Raw genomic sequence first — 14,429 nt, forward strand, 5'->3', positions numbered from 1 at the left:
TCATCGCTTCGAACTCGGTGCCCTTTTGCAGGTTGTTCAGGTTCACCACGTAGGCGTTGTGGTGCTTGCCGTGGTGGTACTCGAGCGTTTCCTTCGAATACTCGGGAGCCAGCGCGTCGATGGCGTACGGCAGCGGGGGAAGGGTGTGTTCCATGGTGGAGTCTTTCTTTCTAGTTGGTGGATAAAAACAAAAGGATGGCTCAGGCGCGGGCCTTGGGCACGATGCGGTAGGCGCAGCGCCGCGCGCCCGCGAGCACGTGCTCGACACGGCTCACGTCGGCCTCGGGCCCCAGCACCTCGTCGAAGAGCTGCAGCTCGCTGCGGCAAAAGCCCGTGCAGGCCTGCGCCGCGGTGCAGATGGGGCAGTGGTTCTCGATGAAGAGAAAGCCGTCGCCCTCGGCGCGGTACTCGGCCATGTAGCCCTCGCGGCTGCGGATGTCCGCGAGCCGCTCGAGCCGCGTCTCGAGGTTGCGCGCGCCGCGCATGGCCTCGGTGTAGGTGGCGCGCATCGTGGCTTCGCGCGCGCCGATGAGCTGGTCCATGCCCTTTTCGCCGAACACGCTGATCACGGCGCTGATCATCTGCACCGTCATCTCGGCGTGCGTGTCGGGAAAGCGCCTGTGGCCCTCGCCGGTGAGCCGCCAGATCTGGGTCGGACGGCCGCGGCCGCTGGAGCGGCTCTCGGCGTCCACCAGCCCTTCGGTCTCGAGCTTGGACATCTGCTGGCGCACCGCCTCGACCGTCACGTGCAGCACCTTGGCGATGTCGGGGATGCCGAGCGCGCCACGGGTCTTCAGCGTGGAGAGGATGCGGTCTGCCGGCTGGTGCGGCATCCAGGTGGGCTTGGTGGCATCGGGGGCGGACATGGCAGCTTCGGTCGTGGGGAAAAACAGCGTCATTGTCAGGTGGTTGGGCCTCCCCTCACATCTGTGGGCGCTTGCCACCCTCCGCCGAGCGCTTTGTAAAGCGCGACGAGGCTGGTGAACGAAGCGGTTTCGGCCTCGGCCACGGCATCCTGCGCGCGCAGCAGGGTGCGCTGCGCGTCGAGCACGCTCAGGTAGGGTGCGGCGCCTTCGCGGTAGCGCACTTCGGCCAGCTCGGCGGCGCGGCCGCTGCGGGCCGAGGCCTCCAGCAGCCGTTGCAGGCGCAGCTGGTTCTGGCCGTAGCCGGTGAGGGCGCTTTCGACGTCCTCGATGGCGCGCAGCACGGTCTGTTCGTAGACGGCGCGCTCGCCCTCGGCACGGGCCTCGGCGCCGCGCAGGCGGGCCTTGACCGAGCCCAGCCGCCACGCGGGCCAGCTCACGCCGGGCGTGACGCTGAAGGCGCGGCTCGACGAACTGCCCAGGTCGGCCCCGCGCAGCGCGATGAAGCCCAGGAAGCCGCCGATGTCGACGCGCGGGTACAGCTCGGCCGTGGCCGCGCCCACGTCGGCGGTGCTGGCGGCCAGGCCGCGCTCGGCGCGCAGCACGTCGGGCCGGCGGCGCAGCAGTTCGCCCAGGTCGCCGATGGGCAGGCGCTTGTCGAGCACGCGCAGCGGGTGCGGCTGGAGCATGGGCGCCAGCTCGGCCGGGCGCAGGCCCGCCAGCACGGCGACGCGGTGCGCGGCCTGGCGGCGCGTGGTCTCGAGCGCGGGCAGCTGGCTCTCGGTGCTGGCCAGGTTGGCCTGCGCGCTCGCCAGGTCGCCTTCGAGGCCGCGCCCGGTGCGCACCTGCGCCTCGGTCACGCGCAGGCTCAGGCGCAGGCTCTCGAGGGTGCGCTGCGTCACGGCCAGGCGCTGCTCGGCGCCACGCATCTCGTAGTAGTTGCGCGCCAGTTCGGCCACGGCCACGATGCGCACCTGTTCGAGGTCGGCCGCGCTGGCCTGGGCGCGCGCGGTGGCGGCTTCGTCGAGGCGCTGCAGGCGGCCGAACAGGTCGATCTCCCAGCCGGCGTCGAAGCCGGCGCGGCTGCTCTGGGCCAGCGTGCGGGCGTCGGCCGGCACACCGTTGCCCTGGGCGATGCTGCGCGTCTTGCTGGCGCCCAGCGTCACCACGGGCAGGCGGTCGAGCTCGGCCTCGGTCTGCATCGCACGCGCTTCCAGCAGCCGTGCGTGGGCGATGCGGATGTCGTGGTTGCCGGCCAGTGCGCGTTCGATGAGCGCGTCGAGCTGCGGGTCGTCGAGCTGGCGCCACCAGTCGCGCTGCACTGCGTCGGGCGCGAACAGCGCGCGCTCGGGGGCGGCGATGGCCACCGGCGCGTCGTTCGGCGCGGCGTACTTCGGCCCGACCGCGCAGCCGGCCAGCACCAGCAGGCTGAGGGCGAACGGTGCAGCGTAGGAGAAGGGTCTTCTTGTCGTCATGGTCATGCTCCCGGTGTCTCAGACGGTGTCGCCCGCGGGCTCGCGCGCCACCAGCGCCTCGAGTTCGGCGGCACGCTGCGAGCGGCCCACCGTGCGGTGGTCGCGCGCCAGCAGCGTGTACATGGTGGGCAGCACGAACAGCGTGAACAGCGTGCCCACCAGCATGCCGACCACGATCACCAGTCCGATGCTGAAGCGGCTGTTGGCGCCCGCGCCGCTGGCGAACAGCAGCGGCACCAGGCCCACCACCATCGCGGCCGTGGTCATCAGGATCGGGCGCAGCCGGATGCGCGCGGCCTGCTCGATGGCGGCGCGGCGCTCCAGGTTCAGGCGCTCCTGGATCTCGTTGGCGAACTCCACCATCAGGATGCCGTGCTTGCTGATGAGCCCGATGAGCGTCACCAGCCCGATCTGCGTGTAGATGTTGATGGTGGCAAAGCCCAGCGCCAGCGGCACCAGCGCGCCGCAGATCGACATCGGCACGCTGACCAGGATGATCAGCGGGTCGCGCAGGCTCTCGTACTGCGCGGCCAGCACCAGGTAGATCACCACGATCGCGAACACGAAGGCCATCACCAGGGCAGAGCCTTCCTGCGTGAACTGGCGCGCGTCCGACTGCCAGTCGTAGCTGAAGCCGGCCGGCAGCTTCTTCGCCTCTTCGCTCAGGAACGCCACGGCGTCGCCCATGGTCACGCCCGGCATCGGAATGGCCTGGAAGGTCGCGGCGTTGAGCTGGTTGAACTGCGTGAGCTTGTTGGGCCCGACGCTGGTCGACAGCGTCACCAGGTTGGCCAGCGGCACGGGCTGGCCGCTCGCGCTCTTCACGAAGTAGCGCGACAGAGCCTCGGCCGTGAGCCGCTGGTCGCGCGGCGACTGCGGGATCACGTCGTACGAGCGGCCGTCCATGCCGAAGCGGTTGACGTAGTTCTCACCCACCAGCACGGCCAGCGTGTCGCCGATGGCCTTCATGGTCACGCCCATGCTGTTGGCCTTGGCGCGGTCCACGCGCACTTCGGTCACGGGGTTGTTGAACTCCAGGTCGCTGTCGACCACGGCGAACTTGCCGCTCTCGCGCGCCGCCTTCTTCAGCGTCTCCATCGCCTCGAACACGCTGCGGTGGTCGCCCGCGCTGCGGATCACCATCTGCACCGGAAGCCCACCGGTCGAACCGGGAAGCGACGGCAGCTGAAAGGCGAACACGCTGCTGCCCTCGACCTCGTTCATGCCTCCCTGCACGTCGCCCTGGATCTGGTCGGCGTTGCGCTGGCGAGCGTTCCAGTCGGACAGCTGCACGCCGCCGATGCTGTTGGAGACGCCGTCCGAGCCGTTGATGAGCCAGCGGCCGGTGTTCTCGGGCAGCTTGGCCAGCACCTCGTCCCACTTCTGGCCGAACTTTTCGACGTAGTCGATGTTGGCGTGCTGCGGCGACTTGATGACGGTCATCACCATCGCCTGGTCTTCGCCCGGCGCCAGTTCGCGCTGCGCCGCGTTGTACAAAAAGGGCAGGCTCACGAGCACGGCCGCGGCCAGCAGGCCCGTGACCCAGCGGTGGTGCAGCGACACGTCGAGCAGCCGCCCGTAGGCCGTGGCCAGCTTGTGGAAGAAGGCCTCGGCATAACGCGCCATGCGGCCTGCCGTGGCGTCCTGCGGCAGCAGGAACGAGCTCATCACCGGCGACAGCGTGAGCGCGATCACGCCCGACACCACCACCGCGCCCGCCAGCGTGAAGGCGAACTCCTTGAACAGCGACCCCGTGAGCCCGCCCATGAGGCCGATGGGCGCGTACACCGCGGCCAGCGTGAGCGTCATCGCGATCACCGGGCCGGCCACTTCGCGCGCGCCGATCAGCGCGGCCTGCACGCGCGACTTGCCTTCTTCGATGTGGCGGTGCACGTTTTCGACCACCACGATGGCGTCGTCCACCACCAGGCCGATGGCCAGCACCATCGCCAGCAGCGTGAGCAGGTTGATGCTGAAGCCGAACAGCAGCATCAGCGCCGCCGCGCCCAGCATCGACAGCGGAATCGTCACCACCGGAATGAGCACCGCGCGCAGCGAGCCCAGGCACAGGAAGATCACCAGCACCACGATGGCGATGGCTTCGAGCAGCGTCTTCTGCACCTCGTCGATCGAGGCCTCGATGAAGCGCGCCAGCTCGAAGGGCAGCTGCACCTCCACGCCCGGCGGCAGGTTCTGCTTGATGCCGGGCAGCAGGTCGCGGATGCGCTTCACGATCACCAGCGGGTTGCCGTTGGGCGCGGCCTGCAGGCCCAGGTAGATGGCCTTGTCGCCGTCCATGGTCGCGCTGCTGTCGGCGCTGGCCGCGCCGAGCTCTACCGTGGCCACGTCGCCCAGGCGCACGATGGCATCACCGTCGCGCTTGATGACCATGTCGCGGAACTCGGCCACGTTCACCAGGTCGGTGTTCACGCGGATGTTCGACACCACGTACAGGCCCTTCACCTGCCCGGGTGCGGCCTGCACGTTGTTCTGGCGCAGCGCGTCGGCCAGCTCGCCGGCCGAGATGCCGCGCGCGGCCATGCGGTTGGCGTCCAGCCACACGCGCATCGCCAGCGTCTGCCCGCCCGACACCTCGACGCCCGAGACGCCCTCGATCGACGCGAACTGCGGCTGCACCACGCGCGAGAGGTAGTCGGTGAGCTGCGGCACGGGCATGGTCTTGCTCGAGAAGCCCACGTACGCGACGGCCGTGGCCTCGCCCGCCGACTTGAGGATCACCGGGTCGAAGGCCTCGGCCGGCAGCCGGTACTTCACCTGGCTGACCTGCGCCATCGCCTGCGTGAGCGCCTGGTTGGCGTCGGCGTTGAGCTTCATGCGCACGCTGATCACGCTGCGGCCCAGCGTGGACGACGACGAGAGGTAATCGACGTTCTCGATGGTCGCCACCGCCTGCGCGATGGGCTGCGTGACGAAGCCCTGCATCAGCTCCGGCGAGGCGCCGGGGTACTGCGTGGTGATGGTGAGCGTGGTGCTCTCGGTGAGCGGGTACTGGCGCACCGGCAGGTCGCCCAGCGCACGCGCGCCGAGCAGCAGGATGAGCGTGCTCACCACCAGCGCCAGCACGGGCCGGCGCACGAAGAGGTCGGTGAACTTCATGACTTCGGCTCCGTGAGGGCCAGCGTGTCCTTCGCTGCCGGGGCCACGGCCGCGCCGTTGTACAGGCGCAGCTGGCCCGAGGTGACGACCTGCTCGCCGGCCTTCAGGCCTTGCTCGACAACCACCAGGCCATCTTGCCGCTCGCCGGTCTTCACGAACACCTGCTGCACCGAGAAGCCGTCGCCCTTGTCGCCGGCGCGCACCACGAACACCGAGTCGCCGTGCGTGCTGTAGGTGATGGCGGTTTCAGGCACCGCGATGGCGTCGGCGCGCGCGGGCAGCGCCACCTTGGCGTTGACGTACATGCCGGGCGTGAGCGCGCCGTCGGCGTTGTCGACCGTGGCCTGCAGCCGCACGGTGCGCGTGTCGCTGCCGATCATGGGCTCGATGGCGCTGAGCTTCGCGGGGAACACGCGGCCCGGGTAGGCATCGACCGCGAGCGCCACCGCCTGGTTGCGCTTGAGCGCCGGCAGCGCGTTCTCGGGCAGCGTGAGGTTGGCGAACAGCGTGCGCGCATCGGTGAGCGACACCAGCGCATCGCCGGCGCGCACGAACTGGCCGAGGTTGACCTTGCGGATGCCCAGCACGCCGTCGAACGGCGCCTTGATGTGCTTCTGCTCGATGAGCGCCTGCACGCGGCGCAGCTCGCCGCTGGCCTGGTCGAAGGCGGCTTGCGCCTGTTCCATCTGCTCCTGCGTGGCGGCCTGCTGCGGCAGCAGGCGGCGCGTGCGTTCGAGCAGAGCCCTGGCATTGGCCTGCTGGGCGCGCAGCCGTTCGAGGTCGCCCTGCTCGGGCGCGTCGTTCAGCTGCACCAGCAGCTGGCCGGCACGCACCTGCGCGCCCGGCGTGAACAGGATCTTCGCGACCCGTCCCTCCACCTCGGCCGGCACCTCGACCTGCCGGTTGGCCTCCAGCGTGCCGATGCCGCCGAGAAAGCGCGCCATCTCGGTCTGCCGTGCGGGGGCCACCGCCACCTTGGCCGGCGGCATGGCGCCGCCCTGTGCATGGGCCGGCTGGAACTTCGCCACGAGCCCGTAGCCCGCCGCGCCCAGCACCGCGACCGTGAGACCGGCGCCGAGCCAGGTCCTGGTTTGTTTGTTCATACGCAACCTGCTTTTTTATCAAAGAAAGTGCTTTGATTATTAGATCGCGTCCGAACGCTGTCGAGAAAGACGTGGCAATGGCCCCGATAGGGCAGGGCTATCTTTGGCGTGGCGTGCATGCGGGGTGCTCCGGGTGGTTGCGCGGGGACATCCCCGCACCCCGAAGACGGGCAGTGCGTCGCTTTTGTGACGCGGCGGGCGCGTGCAATCGCCGTACGGCCGCCGGGACATCGCTCGCTGCGCCAGGCGCCGATGTACATTGCGACCTGCGCATGAACCTATTCAGCATGGCCACCAAACCCCGTAAGAAGTCCGCGGCTGTCACCGAGGACGAGGTCTTCGACATGGCCGCCGACCTGTTCCGGGCCATGGCCGCGCCCATGCGGCTGAAGATCGTGAGCCTGCTGTGCAACGGCGAGAAGAACGTGAGCGAGCTGCTCGCGCAGATCGACACCACGCAGCCCAACATGTCGCAGCACCTGAACACGCTCTACCAAGCGGGCGTGCTCGCACGACGCCGCGACGGCGTGAGCATCTACTACAGCATCGCGAACGAAACCGTGGTGGCGCTGTGCCGCAGCATCTGCGTGCAGATCGCCATCGAACAGGAATAAGAAGAGAAGAAGGCCGGCGTCAGCCGGCTTTCGCGCCTCAGGGCTTCAGGTAGACGTAGCCTTCCTTCGCCTGCAGCCGCGCCACCTCGGCCACGCCCGAGGGCACCACCTTGGTTTCCATCAGCAGCTTGCTCGCGTCGATGTTGCGCGTGGTCAGCGTGTTGTTGCACACCTTGAACTCCACGCCGCGCCCCGCCAGTACGCTCACCGGGCCGCTGAATTCGCGGCCCTTGCTGTCCTTGGCGTCGTTCAGCAGGAAGTCGATGCCGGGGCCGTGCGTGACCACCACGATCTTCGCCTTCGGGTCGGCGTTCAGGTGGTTCGTGATGTTCGCCAGGATGGCGGCGCTGCTCTCCACGCCGGTGTTGACGTGGTAGACCACCTTGGTCTCCTGCGCGCCCGCGAACGTGGCGACCATGGCGAGCAGGAAAGCGATGAATGCGTGTCTCATGGGGAAACCCTCTGGCTGTTGTCGTTGCCCGCAAAATATCATCTTCTGCTTATATTTACAGCCGGGCAAGCCCGCGGCCCTCGCCGCCCAGCCCGCAGGAGACGACCCACGATGTTCCCGTGCCGGCCCACCGCCGTTCGCGCGAAGGCGCTGTTGATGTGCGCTGCGCTCTGGCTGAGCGCCAGTGCCGCGTTCGCCGCGCCCGAGATCCGCCCGCTGCCGGTGGCGCCCGACATCTACTACGTGCAGGGCATCCCCGCGCTGGGCTCGAAGGAGAACCAGAACTTCATCTCCAACGCCGGCTTCGTCGTCACGCGCGACAGCGTCGTGATGATCGACGCGCTCGGCTCGCCCGCCGTCGCCGAGCGCATGGTGGAAGAGATCCGCAAGCTCACGCCCAAGCCGATCAGCCACGTCATCCTCACGCATTACCACGCCGACCACATCTACGGCCTGCAGGTGTTCAAGGCGCTGGGCGCGCAGATCGTGGCGCACGCGCGGGGCAAGAGCTACCTCACGTCCGACACCGCGCGGCTGCGGCTCGAGGCCTCGCGCCAGGAACTCGCGCCGTGGATCGACGAGCGCACGCGGCTGGTGCCGGCCGACGTGTGGATCGACGGGCGCACCGAGCTCACCATCGGCGGCACGCGCTTCGTGATCCAGCCCGCCGGCCCCGCGCACACGCCCGAAGACCTGGCCATCTTTTTGCCGCAGCAGAAGGTGCTGTTCACCGGCGACATCGTGTTCCGCAACCGCACGCCCTACGTGGGCTCGGCCGACAGCCGGCACTGGATCGCGTCGCTCGACGCGCTGCTCGCGCTCGACGCACGCACCATCGTGCCGGGCCACGGCCCCGCGTCGGACGACCCGGCGCAAGACCTGCGGCAGACGCGCGACTACCTCGTCTTCCTGCGCGGCGCGATGCAGAAGGCCGCCACCGAGATGACGCCCTTCGACGAGGCCTACGCCGCCACCGACTGGTCGCGCTTCGAGGCCTGGCCGCTGTTCAAGGTGGCCAACCGCATGAACGCCTACAACACCTACCTGCTGCTGGAGCAGGAGGCGCGATGAGCGGCGACCGCACGCGCCGGCAGCTTCTCGCGGGTCTCGCTGCGTGGTGCGTGGCGCCGGTGGCGGTGCATGCGGCTGAGGTGCAGCAACTGCCCGCGCCCGTCTCGCTGGCCGGTGCGCTCGCCGCGGCGCTGGCCCGCGCGCAACCGCTGGTCGTCATGGCCAGCCTGCACGGCTGTCCCTTCTGCAAGATCGTGCGCGAGCACTACCTCATGCCCGAACTCGCCGCGGGCCTGCCCGTGGTGCAGATCGACTTTCGCGACGCGCGCACCGTGCGCGACTTCGACGGTTCAACACGCACGCACGACGCACTCATCAAGGCGTGGCACGTCAGCGTCGCGCCGACCGTGCTCTTCTTCGGCCGCAACGGCCGCGAGGTCGCCGAGCGCTTGACCGGCGGCGACTCGGACTTCTACGGCGCCTACCTCGACACACGCCTGCAGCAAGCACGCACCGCCGTGCGCGGCTGACGTTATGCATGGCGAAACCGAACGGGTTTCCCCCAAGAGCAAAGCCCTTCCCTTGTTCACGATCGTCCCTAAAATCAATACATAGCGATTTACTTATTTAACGATGAAACCGGCCGCTTCGGGGCGCGTTTCGAGGAGACCGAATTGAAGTTGCTGTTGCCGTCGCTCGCCGTCGCTGTCACCGCCTTGCTGCTGTCGACACCGGCCCTTGCCAACAAGGAACTGGCCCAGAAGAACGCCTGCCTCGCCTGCCACGCAGTCGACAAGAAGCTGGTCGGCCCGGCCTACCTCGACGTCGCGAAGAAGTACACCGGCCAGGCCGACGCGCTCGCCGTGCTCACCGCGAGCATCCAGAAGGGCAGCACCGGCAAGTGGGGCGCCGTGCCCATGCCCGCGCAACCCGCGATGAGCGAGGCCGATGCCAAGGCGCTGGCCGCCTGGGTGTTGGGCGGCGCCAAGTAAGGCCCACGGACGCGACGCGATGAGCGGCAGCATCCAGCAGACCGGGCAGGTGCGCAAGGCACCCGAGAACTTTCTCGACGCGCAAGGCGTGCGCGCCGTCTTCGCCGAAGCCGGCAAGGGGCGGCGCGACTTCATCCGCAACGCCTTCGCAGCAGCCGTTGCAGGCACAGCAGCAACGTCGTCCGCGCTCGCGCAATCGCGCCCTGCCGTGGGCGACGGCGACCCCGCTATCCTGAACCTGCCCGCGCACAGCACGGGCCTCGGCCAGCCGGTGGTCACCGACGGCTATGGCAATCCTTCCAAATACGAGGCCAACGTGCAGCGCCGCCAGAGTCCGGGGCTCACGCCGACCGCGCAGGCCTCGGTGTCGTTCGCGCCGCTGCAGTCGCTGTTCGGCATCGTCACGCCCAGCGGCCTGCACTTCGAGCGGCACCACCAAGGCTGGTGGGACATCGATCCGTCCAAGCACCGCCTGATGGTCAACGGCATGGTGAAGACGCCGAAGGTCTTCACGCTCGACGAGCTGATGCGCCTGCCCTCGGTGTCGCGCTTTCACTTCATCGAATGCGGCGCCAACACCGGCATGGAGTGGGGCAACGTCGCCGTGCCCACGGCCCAGTACACGCACGGCATGCTGTCGTGCAGCGAGTTCACCGGCGTGCCGCTGATCACGCTGCTCGAGATGGCGGGCGCCGATCTGAAGGGCGAGCGCTTCGTGCTCGCCGAAGGGGCCGACGGTTCGTCGATGACGCGCACCATTCCCATGAGCCTCATTCGCTCGGGCGAGGTGCTCGTGGCCTACGGCCAGAACGGCGAGATGCTGCGGCCCGAGCAGGGCTACCCGCTGCGGCTCGTGGTGCCCGGCGTGCAGGGCGTGAGCTGGGTCAAGTACCTGCGCCGCATCGAACTCGGCGACCAGCCCTACGGCGCCAAGGACGAGACCGTGCACTACGTCGACCTCATGCCCGACGGCCAGCACCGCCAGTACACCAGCATCCAGGAATGCAAGAGCGTCGTGACCACGCCCTCGGGCGGGCAGATGCTGCTCGACAAGGGCTTCTACAACATCACCGGCCTCGCATGGTCGGGCCGCGGCAAGGTCAAGCGCGTGGACGTGAGCGTGGACGGCGGGCGCAACTGGCGCACCGCGCGGCTCGAATCGCCCGTGCTCTCGAAGTGCCTCACGCGCTTCAACATCGACTGGGTGTGGGACGGCACGCCCGCCATCATCCAGAGCCGCGCGATGGACGACACCGGCTACGTGCAGCCCAGCTACAAGCAGCTGCGCGCGGTGCGCGGCACGCGCTCGATCTATCACAACAACGCCATCCAGTCGTGGCAGGTGCAGGCGAACGGGGAGGTGGCGAATGTCCAGCTTTCCTAAGCGCGCGCTGCTGTTGCTGGTCCTCGCTTGCGGCGCAGCCGCATGGGCACAGCCCAAGACGGCAGGCTACGCCGGCATCGGCCGCGACGCCACGCCCAAGGAAGTGGCCGCGTGGGACATCGACGTGCGCCCCGACTTCAAGGGCCTGCCGCCCGGCTCGGGCTCGGTCACGCGCGGGCAGGACCTGTGGGAAGGCAAGTGCGCCTCGTGTCACGGCGTGTTCGGCGAATCGAACCAGGTGTTCAGCCCCATCGTCGGCGGTACCACGGCCGAAGACATCAAGAGCGGCCACGTCGCGCGCCTGAAAGACCCGGCGTTCCCGGGCCGCACCACGCTGATGAAGGTCACGAGCCTGTCGACCGTGTGGGACTACGTGTACCGCGCCATGCCGTGGAACCAGCCCAAGTCGCTGACGCCCGACGACGTGTACGCCGTCACCGCCTACATGCTGAACCTCGGCGGCATCGTGCCCGACGACTTCACGCTGTCCGACAAGAACATCCGCGAGGTGCAGGCCCGCATGCCCAACCGCAACGGCGGCACCACCGCGCACGCGATGTGGCCCGGCAGCGAGTTCGGCCGCGCGGCCAAGCCCGACGTGTCGGCGGTGGCCTGCATGCGCGACTGCGTGCCGGCGGCGTCGTCCGTCGCGCAACTGCCGCCGCATGCGCGCGGCAGCCACGGCAACCTCGCCGACCAGAACCGGTTGGTGGGCGCGCAGCGCGGCATCGCCACCGCGGCGCCCACCGCCGTGAAGACCAGCGCACCGGCCGCGGCACCGAAAGTGCCCGTGGCGCTGCTCGAGAAGAACAGCTGCACCGCCTGCCACGGCATGACGCAGAAGCTCGTCGGCCCCGCCTTCTCGGACATCGCGAAAAAGTACCCCGGCCAGACCGACCACTTGCTGCAGAAGATCAAGGCGGGCAGCACCGGTGTCTGGGGGGCGATCCCGATGCCGCCGCAGACCCTCGGCGACGATGATGCCAAGGCCATCGCTCGCTGGCTCGCCGACAGCGCCGGACCATGATTCGACAGGAGACAACCCCATGAAAAACCGCAGACAGATGCTCACGCAGTCCGCCGCCCTCGCAGGCCTGGCGGCCGCCGCCGGCTGGCTCCCCGCCACCGCCCTCGCGTATTCGAAAGACGCCTTCGACGCCAAGAGCGTGGCCGATGCGCTCAAGGCCGTCGGCGTCACCGGCGCGCCCACCGAGAGCAAGGACGTCACCATCACCGGCCCCGACATTGCCGAGAACGGCGCCGTGGTGCCGCTCAGCGTGGCCACCGCCTTGCCCGGCGTGAAGCAGCTCATGCTGCTGGTCGAGAAGAACCCCAACGCCGTGGTCGCGATCTTCAACACCTCGGAGTTCGTCGAGTCGAACTTCACCACGCGCGCCAAGCTGGGCCAGTCGTCCGACGTGTACGCGATCGCGGTCATGAACGACGGCAAGGCGCTCTTCGCCAAGAAGGAAGTCAAGGTCACGCTCGGCGGCTGCGGCGGCTGAGCGACGGCTTCACACACAGAACACGACGAGAAGAAGGAGACCACCATGGCAGATCCCATGCGCATCCGCGCCCAGGCCGCGGGCGACAAGACGACCGTGCGCATCCTCATGGCGCACGAAATGGAAACCGGCCAGCGCAAGGACGCCGCCGGCAAGACCATCCCCGCCTGGTTCATCCAGGAGGTCACGGCCTCGCTCAACGGCAAGACCGTGCTCACGGCCGACTGGGGCCCGGCGGTGTCGAAGAACCCCTTCATGCAGTTCACGCTGAAGGGCGCGAAGGCCGGCGACAAGATCGCCGTGACCTGGAAGGACAACCGCGGCGACACCCGCACCGACGAAGCCACCGTCAGCTGACGCTTTCTTCGACCACGCGAGCGATCGATTGATCGTTCGCGTGTTGTGTTCCCCACGAGAAAAAAAGGCGGCCCCATGAGGACAACCACATGCCTGAGCCTGCTGGTGCTGGCCGGCAGCATCGCACTGCCCGCCGCGGCGCAGAAGACCACGGCCGAAGGCATCGCCGAGTACCGCGCGCTGCTGCAGGACGGCAACCCCGCCGAACTGTTCGAGGCCAAGGGCGAAGACCTCTGGAAACAGAAGCGCGGCCCCAAGGCCGCGTCGATGGAGAAGTGCGACCTCGGCAAGGGCCCGGGCGTGGTGAAGGGCGCGTTCGCCGAATTGCCGCGCTACTTTCCCGACACCGGCCGCGTGCAGGACATGGAGTCGCGCCTGCTCACCTGCATGGAAACGCTGCAGGGCTTCGACGCCGCCGCCATCGCCAAGACGCCGTTCGGCCAGGGCGAGCAGAAGAACCTCGAGGGGCTGGTGGCATGGATCTCGGCCGAATCGAAAGGCCTGCCGCTGAACCTGCCGCAGTCGCATGCGAGCGAACGCCGCGCCTACGAAGTGGGCAAGCGCCTGTTCTTCCTGCGCGCCGGCCCGCACGACTTTGCCTGCGCCACCTGCCACGGCGCCGACGGCAAGCGCATCCGCCTGCAAGACCTGCCCAACCTCACGAAGAACCCCGGCGCCGGTGAAGGCTTCGGCGCCTGGCCGGCCTACCGCGTGTCGTCGGGCGAGCTGTGGGGCATGCAGCGCCGTCTCAACGACTGCTTCCGCCAGCAGCGCTTTCCGTACCCGGGCTACGCCAGCGACGTGACCGTGGCGCTGGCCGTGTACATGGGCGTCAACGGCAAGGGCGGCAAGACCACCGCGCCGGCCATCAAGCGCTGAAGGAGCCACGCCATGAAGTCTGATCATTTCTTCGGCCTGGCCGCCGTGGCTTGCGCGCTCACCGTGTTCGGTTGCGCGTCCGTCGACAGCGCCGCCGAGCTCGACAAGCTCACCGCCGATGCGCTGCAGCGTTCCTTCCGCGACCAGGGCATCGCCAAGGTCGACCGCCTCGTGCAAGACCCGGCCAACCTCGCGTGCAGCGAAGCCGAGGCCAGCGGCAAGCCACTCGATGAGCAGCGCACCAAGGAGATCGAGGCCGCCAACATGAAGACCGTGCGCTGGCCTTCCGATGGCAAGTTCGTCGGCGACTGGCGCGAGGGCGAGAAGATCGCGCAGAACGGCCGCGGCCTCACCTGGACCGACGCGGCCAACGCCGCCAACGGCGGCAATTGCTACAACTGCCATCAGATGTCGAAGGAAGAAATCTCCTTCGGCACGCTCGGCCCGAGCCTGTACCACTACGGCAAGCTGCGCGGCGTGAGCGACCCGGCCAGCGCCGCGTCCAAGCCCATCGTCGAATACACCTGGGGCAAGCTGTGGAACGCGCGCGCCTACAACGCCTGCTCGAACATGCCGCGCGTCGGCCACTCCGGCATCCTCAACGAGAAGCAGATCCGCGACGTGATGGGCTTGCTGCTCGACCCCCAGTCTCCCGTCAACCGCTGAACGCCCGGCCTC

Annotated in this window: 15 protein-coding genes and 1 pseudogene; 10 read left to right on the forward strand and 6 right to left on the reverse strand. The window is 68.7% G+C overall.

From position 1 onward, the window contains the following. The 5 genes and pseudogenes from AC3WQM_RS29980 to AC3WQM_RS30000 form a co-directional block, all read right to left on the reverse strand. Nucleotides 1-154: pseudogene (locus AC3WQM_RS29980) on the reverse strand (superoxide dismutase [Fe]); the annotation flags it as partial. A gap of 46 nt (nucleotides 155-200) precedes the next feature. Continuing rightward, the gene (locus AC3WQM_RS29985; protein ID WP_070063058.1) at nucleotides 201-866 is read right to left on the reverse strand and encodes a helix-turn-helix transcriptional regulator; all 666 of its coding nucleotides are present in this window, start codon (nucleotides 864-866) and stop codon (nucleotides 201-203) included. 35 nt (nucleotides 867-901) lie between these two features. Continuing rightward, nucleotides 902-2,344, reverse strand: a complete 1,443-nt coding sequence (locus AC3WQM_RS29990; protein WP_492683597.1) for an efflux transporter outer membrane subunit — start codon at nucleotides 2,342-2,344, stop codon at nucleotides 902-904. Nucleotides 2,345-2,356: 12 nt separating this feature from the next. Continuing rightward, entirely contained in the window at nucleotides 2,357-5,455 is a 3,099-nt protein-coding gene (locus tag AC3WQM_RS29995) for a MexW/MexI family multidrug efflux RND transporter permease subunit (RefSeq protein WP_492683598.1), read from the reverse strand. Beyond that, nucleotides 5,452-6,558, reverse strand: a complete 1,107-nt coding sequence (locus AC3WQM_RS30000) for an efflux RND transporter periplasmic adaptor subunit (protein WP_492683599.1) — start codon at nucleotides 6,556-6,558, stop codon at nucleotides 5,452-5,454. Before AC3WQM_RS30000 ends, AC3WQM_RS29995 begins: the two co-directional genes overlap by 4 nt. A 287-nt stretch (nucleotides 6,559-6,845) precedes the next feature. On the opposite strand from AC3WQM_RS30000, the gene AC3WQM_RS30005 reads away from it, so the two are divergent. Further along, nucleotides 6,846-7,172 carry an ArsR/SmtB family transcription factor gene (locus AC3WQM_RS30005; protein WP_062473861.1) on the forward strand — a complete coding sequence of 109 codons (327 nt, stop codon included), beginning with the start codon at nucleotides 6,846-6,848 and terminating at the stop codon, nucleotides 7,170-7,172. A 37-nt stretch (nucleotides 7,173-7,209) separates the two neighbouring features. Here the strand turns inward: AC3WQM_RS30005 and AC3WQM_RS30010 are convergent, their stop codons facing one another. After that, the gene (locus tag AC3WQM_RS30010; protein ID WP_492683600.1) at nucleotides 7,210-7,623 is read right to left on the reverse strand and encodes a DsrE family protein; all 414 of its coding nucleotides are present in this window, start codon (nucleotides 7,621-7,623) and stop codon (nucleotides 7,210-7,212) included. Between the two features lie 156 nt (nucleotides 7,624-7,779). Between AC3WQM_RS30010 and AC3WQM_RS30015 the strand changes: the two genes are divergently transcribed. From AC3WQM_RS30015 to soxX, 9 genes are all read left to right on the forward strand, one after another. Further along, a complete protein-coding gene (locus AC3WQM_RS30015) occupies nucleotides 7,780-8,694 on the forward strand; it encodes an MBL fold metallo-hydrolase (protein ID WP_492683601.1) in 915 nt (304 codons plus the stop codon). After that, nucleotides 8,691-9,164, forward strand: coding sequence for a thioredoxin fold domain-containing protein (locus AC3WQM_RS30020; protein WP_492683602.1), 474 nt, complete (start codon nucleotides 8,691-8,693; stop codon nucleotides 9,162-9,164). The genes AC3WQM_RS30015 and AC3WQM_RS30020 overlap by 4 nt, the downstream gene beginning before the upstream one ends. Before the next feature lie 144 nt (nucleotides 9,165-9,308). After that, nucleotides 9,309-9,626 carry a c-type cytochrome gene (locus AC3WQM_RS30025; protein ID WP_101491419.1) on the forward strand — a complete coding sequence of 106 codons (318 nt, stop codon included), beginning with the start codon at nucleotides 9,309-9,311 and terminating at the stop codon, nucleotides 9,624-9,626. Nucleotides 9,627-9,645: 19 nt separating this feature from the next. Continuing rightward, nucleotides 9,646-11,010, forward strand: coding sequence for a sulfite dehydrogenase (soxC, locus tag AC3WQM_RS30030; RefSeq protein WP_492683603.1), 1,365 nt, complete (start codon nucleotides 9,646-9,648; stop codon nucleotides 11,008-11,010). Continuing rightward, complete coding sequence (locus tag AC3WQM_RS30035; RefSeq protein ID WP_492683604.1) at nucleotides 10,994-12,037, forward strand: c-type cytochrome; 1,044 nt, start codon at nucleotides 10,994-10,996, stop codon at nucleotides 12,035-12,037. The genes soxC and AC3WQM_RS30035 overlap by 17 nt, the downstream gene beginning before the upstream one ends. Before the next feature lie 19 nt (nucleotides 12,038-12,056). Further along, nucleotides 12,057-12,515: a thiosulfate oxidation carrier protein SoxY gene (gene soxY, locus AC3WQM_RS30040; protein ID WP_492683605.1), complete on the forward strand. Its 459-nt coding sequence runs from the start codon at nucleotides 12,057-12,059 to the stop codon at nucleotides 12,513-12,515. A gap of 45 nt (nucleotides 12,516-12,560) precedes the next feature. Continuing rightward, nucleotides 12,561-12,872, forward strand: a complete 312-nt coding sequence (gene soxZ, locus AC3WQM_RS30045; protein ID WP_172438442.1) for a thiosulfate oxidation carrier complex protein SoxZ — start codon at nucleotides 12,561-12,563, stop codon at nucleotides 12,870-12,872. A gap of 75 nt (nucleotides 12,873-12,947) precedes the next feature. After that, nucleotides 12,948-13,751 carry a sulfur oxidation c-type cytochrome SoxA gene (gene soxA, locus AC3WQM_RS30050; protein ID WP_062473848.1) on the forward strand — a complete coding sequence of 268 codons (804 nt, stop codon included), beginning with the start codon at nucleotides 12,948-12,950 and terminating at the stop codon, nucleotides 13,749-13,751. Nucleotides 13,752-13,763: 12 nt separating this feature from the next. Further along, on the forward strand, nucleotides 13,764-14,417 hold the full coding sequence (gene soxX / locus AC3WQM_RS30055) for a sulfur oxidation c-type cytochrome SoxX (RefSeq protein WP_095747116.1): 654 nt from the start codon (nucleotides 13,764-13,766) through the stop codon (nucleotides 14,415-14,417). Nucleotides 14,418-14,429: the final 12 nt, after the last annotated feature.

The sequence above is a fragment of the Variovorax sp. FW301-JW7 genome, assembly GCF_058788795.1.

Coding starts and splice junctions, on each gene's coding strand:
- AC3WQM_RS30010 (WP_492683600.1), bottom strand. CDS start 7,623: ATGAGACACGCATTCATCGCTTTCCTGCTCGCCATGGTCGCCACGTTC.
- AC3WQM_RS30035 (WP_492683604.1), top strand. CDS start 10,994: ATGTCCAGCTTTCCTAAGCGCGCGCTGCTGTTGCTGGTCCTCGCTTGC.
- soxA (WP_062473848.1), top strand. CDS start 12,948: ATGAGGACAACCACATGCCTGAGCCTGCTGGTGCTGGCCGGCAGCATC.
- AC3WQM_RS29990 (WP_492683597.1), bottom strand. CDS start 2,344: ATGACCATGACGACAAGAAGACCCTTCTCCTACGCTGCACCGTTCGCC.
- AC3WQM_RS29995 (WP_492683598.1), bottom strand. CDS start 5,455: ATGAAGTTCACCGACCTCTTCGTGCGCCGGCCCGTGCTGGCGCTGGTG.
- AC3WQM_RS30005 (WP_062473861.1), top strand. CDS start 6,846: ATGGCCACCAAACCCCGTAAGAAGTCCGCGGCTGTCACCGAGGACGAG.
- soxC (WP_492683603.1), top strand. CDS start 9,646: ATGAGCGGCAGCATCCAGCAGACCGGGCAGGTGCGCAAGGCACCCGAG.
- AC3WQM_RS30020 (WP_492683602.1), top strand. CDS start 8,691: ATGAGCGGCGACCGCACGCGCCGGCAGCTTCTCGCGGGTCTCGCTGCG.
- soxX (WP_095747116.1), top strand. CDS start 13,764: ATGAAGTCTGATCATTTCTTCGGCCTGGCCGCCGTGGCTTGCGCGCTC.
- AC3WQM_RS30015 (WP_492683601.1), top strand. CDS start 7,780: ATGTGCGCTGCGCTCTGGCTGAGCGCCAGTGCCGCGTTCGCCGCGCCC.
- soxZ (WP_172438442.1), top strand. CDS start 12,561: ATGGCAGATCCCATGCGCATCCGCGCCCAGGCCGCGGGCGACAAGACG.
- soxY (WP_492683605.1), top strand. CDS start 12,057: ATGAAAAACCGCAGACAGATGCTCACGCAGTCCGCCGCCCTCGCAGGC.
- AC3WQM_RS29985 (WP_070063058.1), bottom strand. CDS start 866: ATGTCCGCCCCCGATGCCACCAAGCCCACCTGGATGCCGCACCAGCCG.
- AC3WQM_RS30000 (WP_492683599.1), bottom strand. CDS start 6,558: ATGAACAAACAAACCAGGACCTGGCTCGGCGCCGGTCTCACGGTCGCG.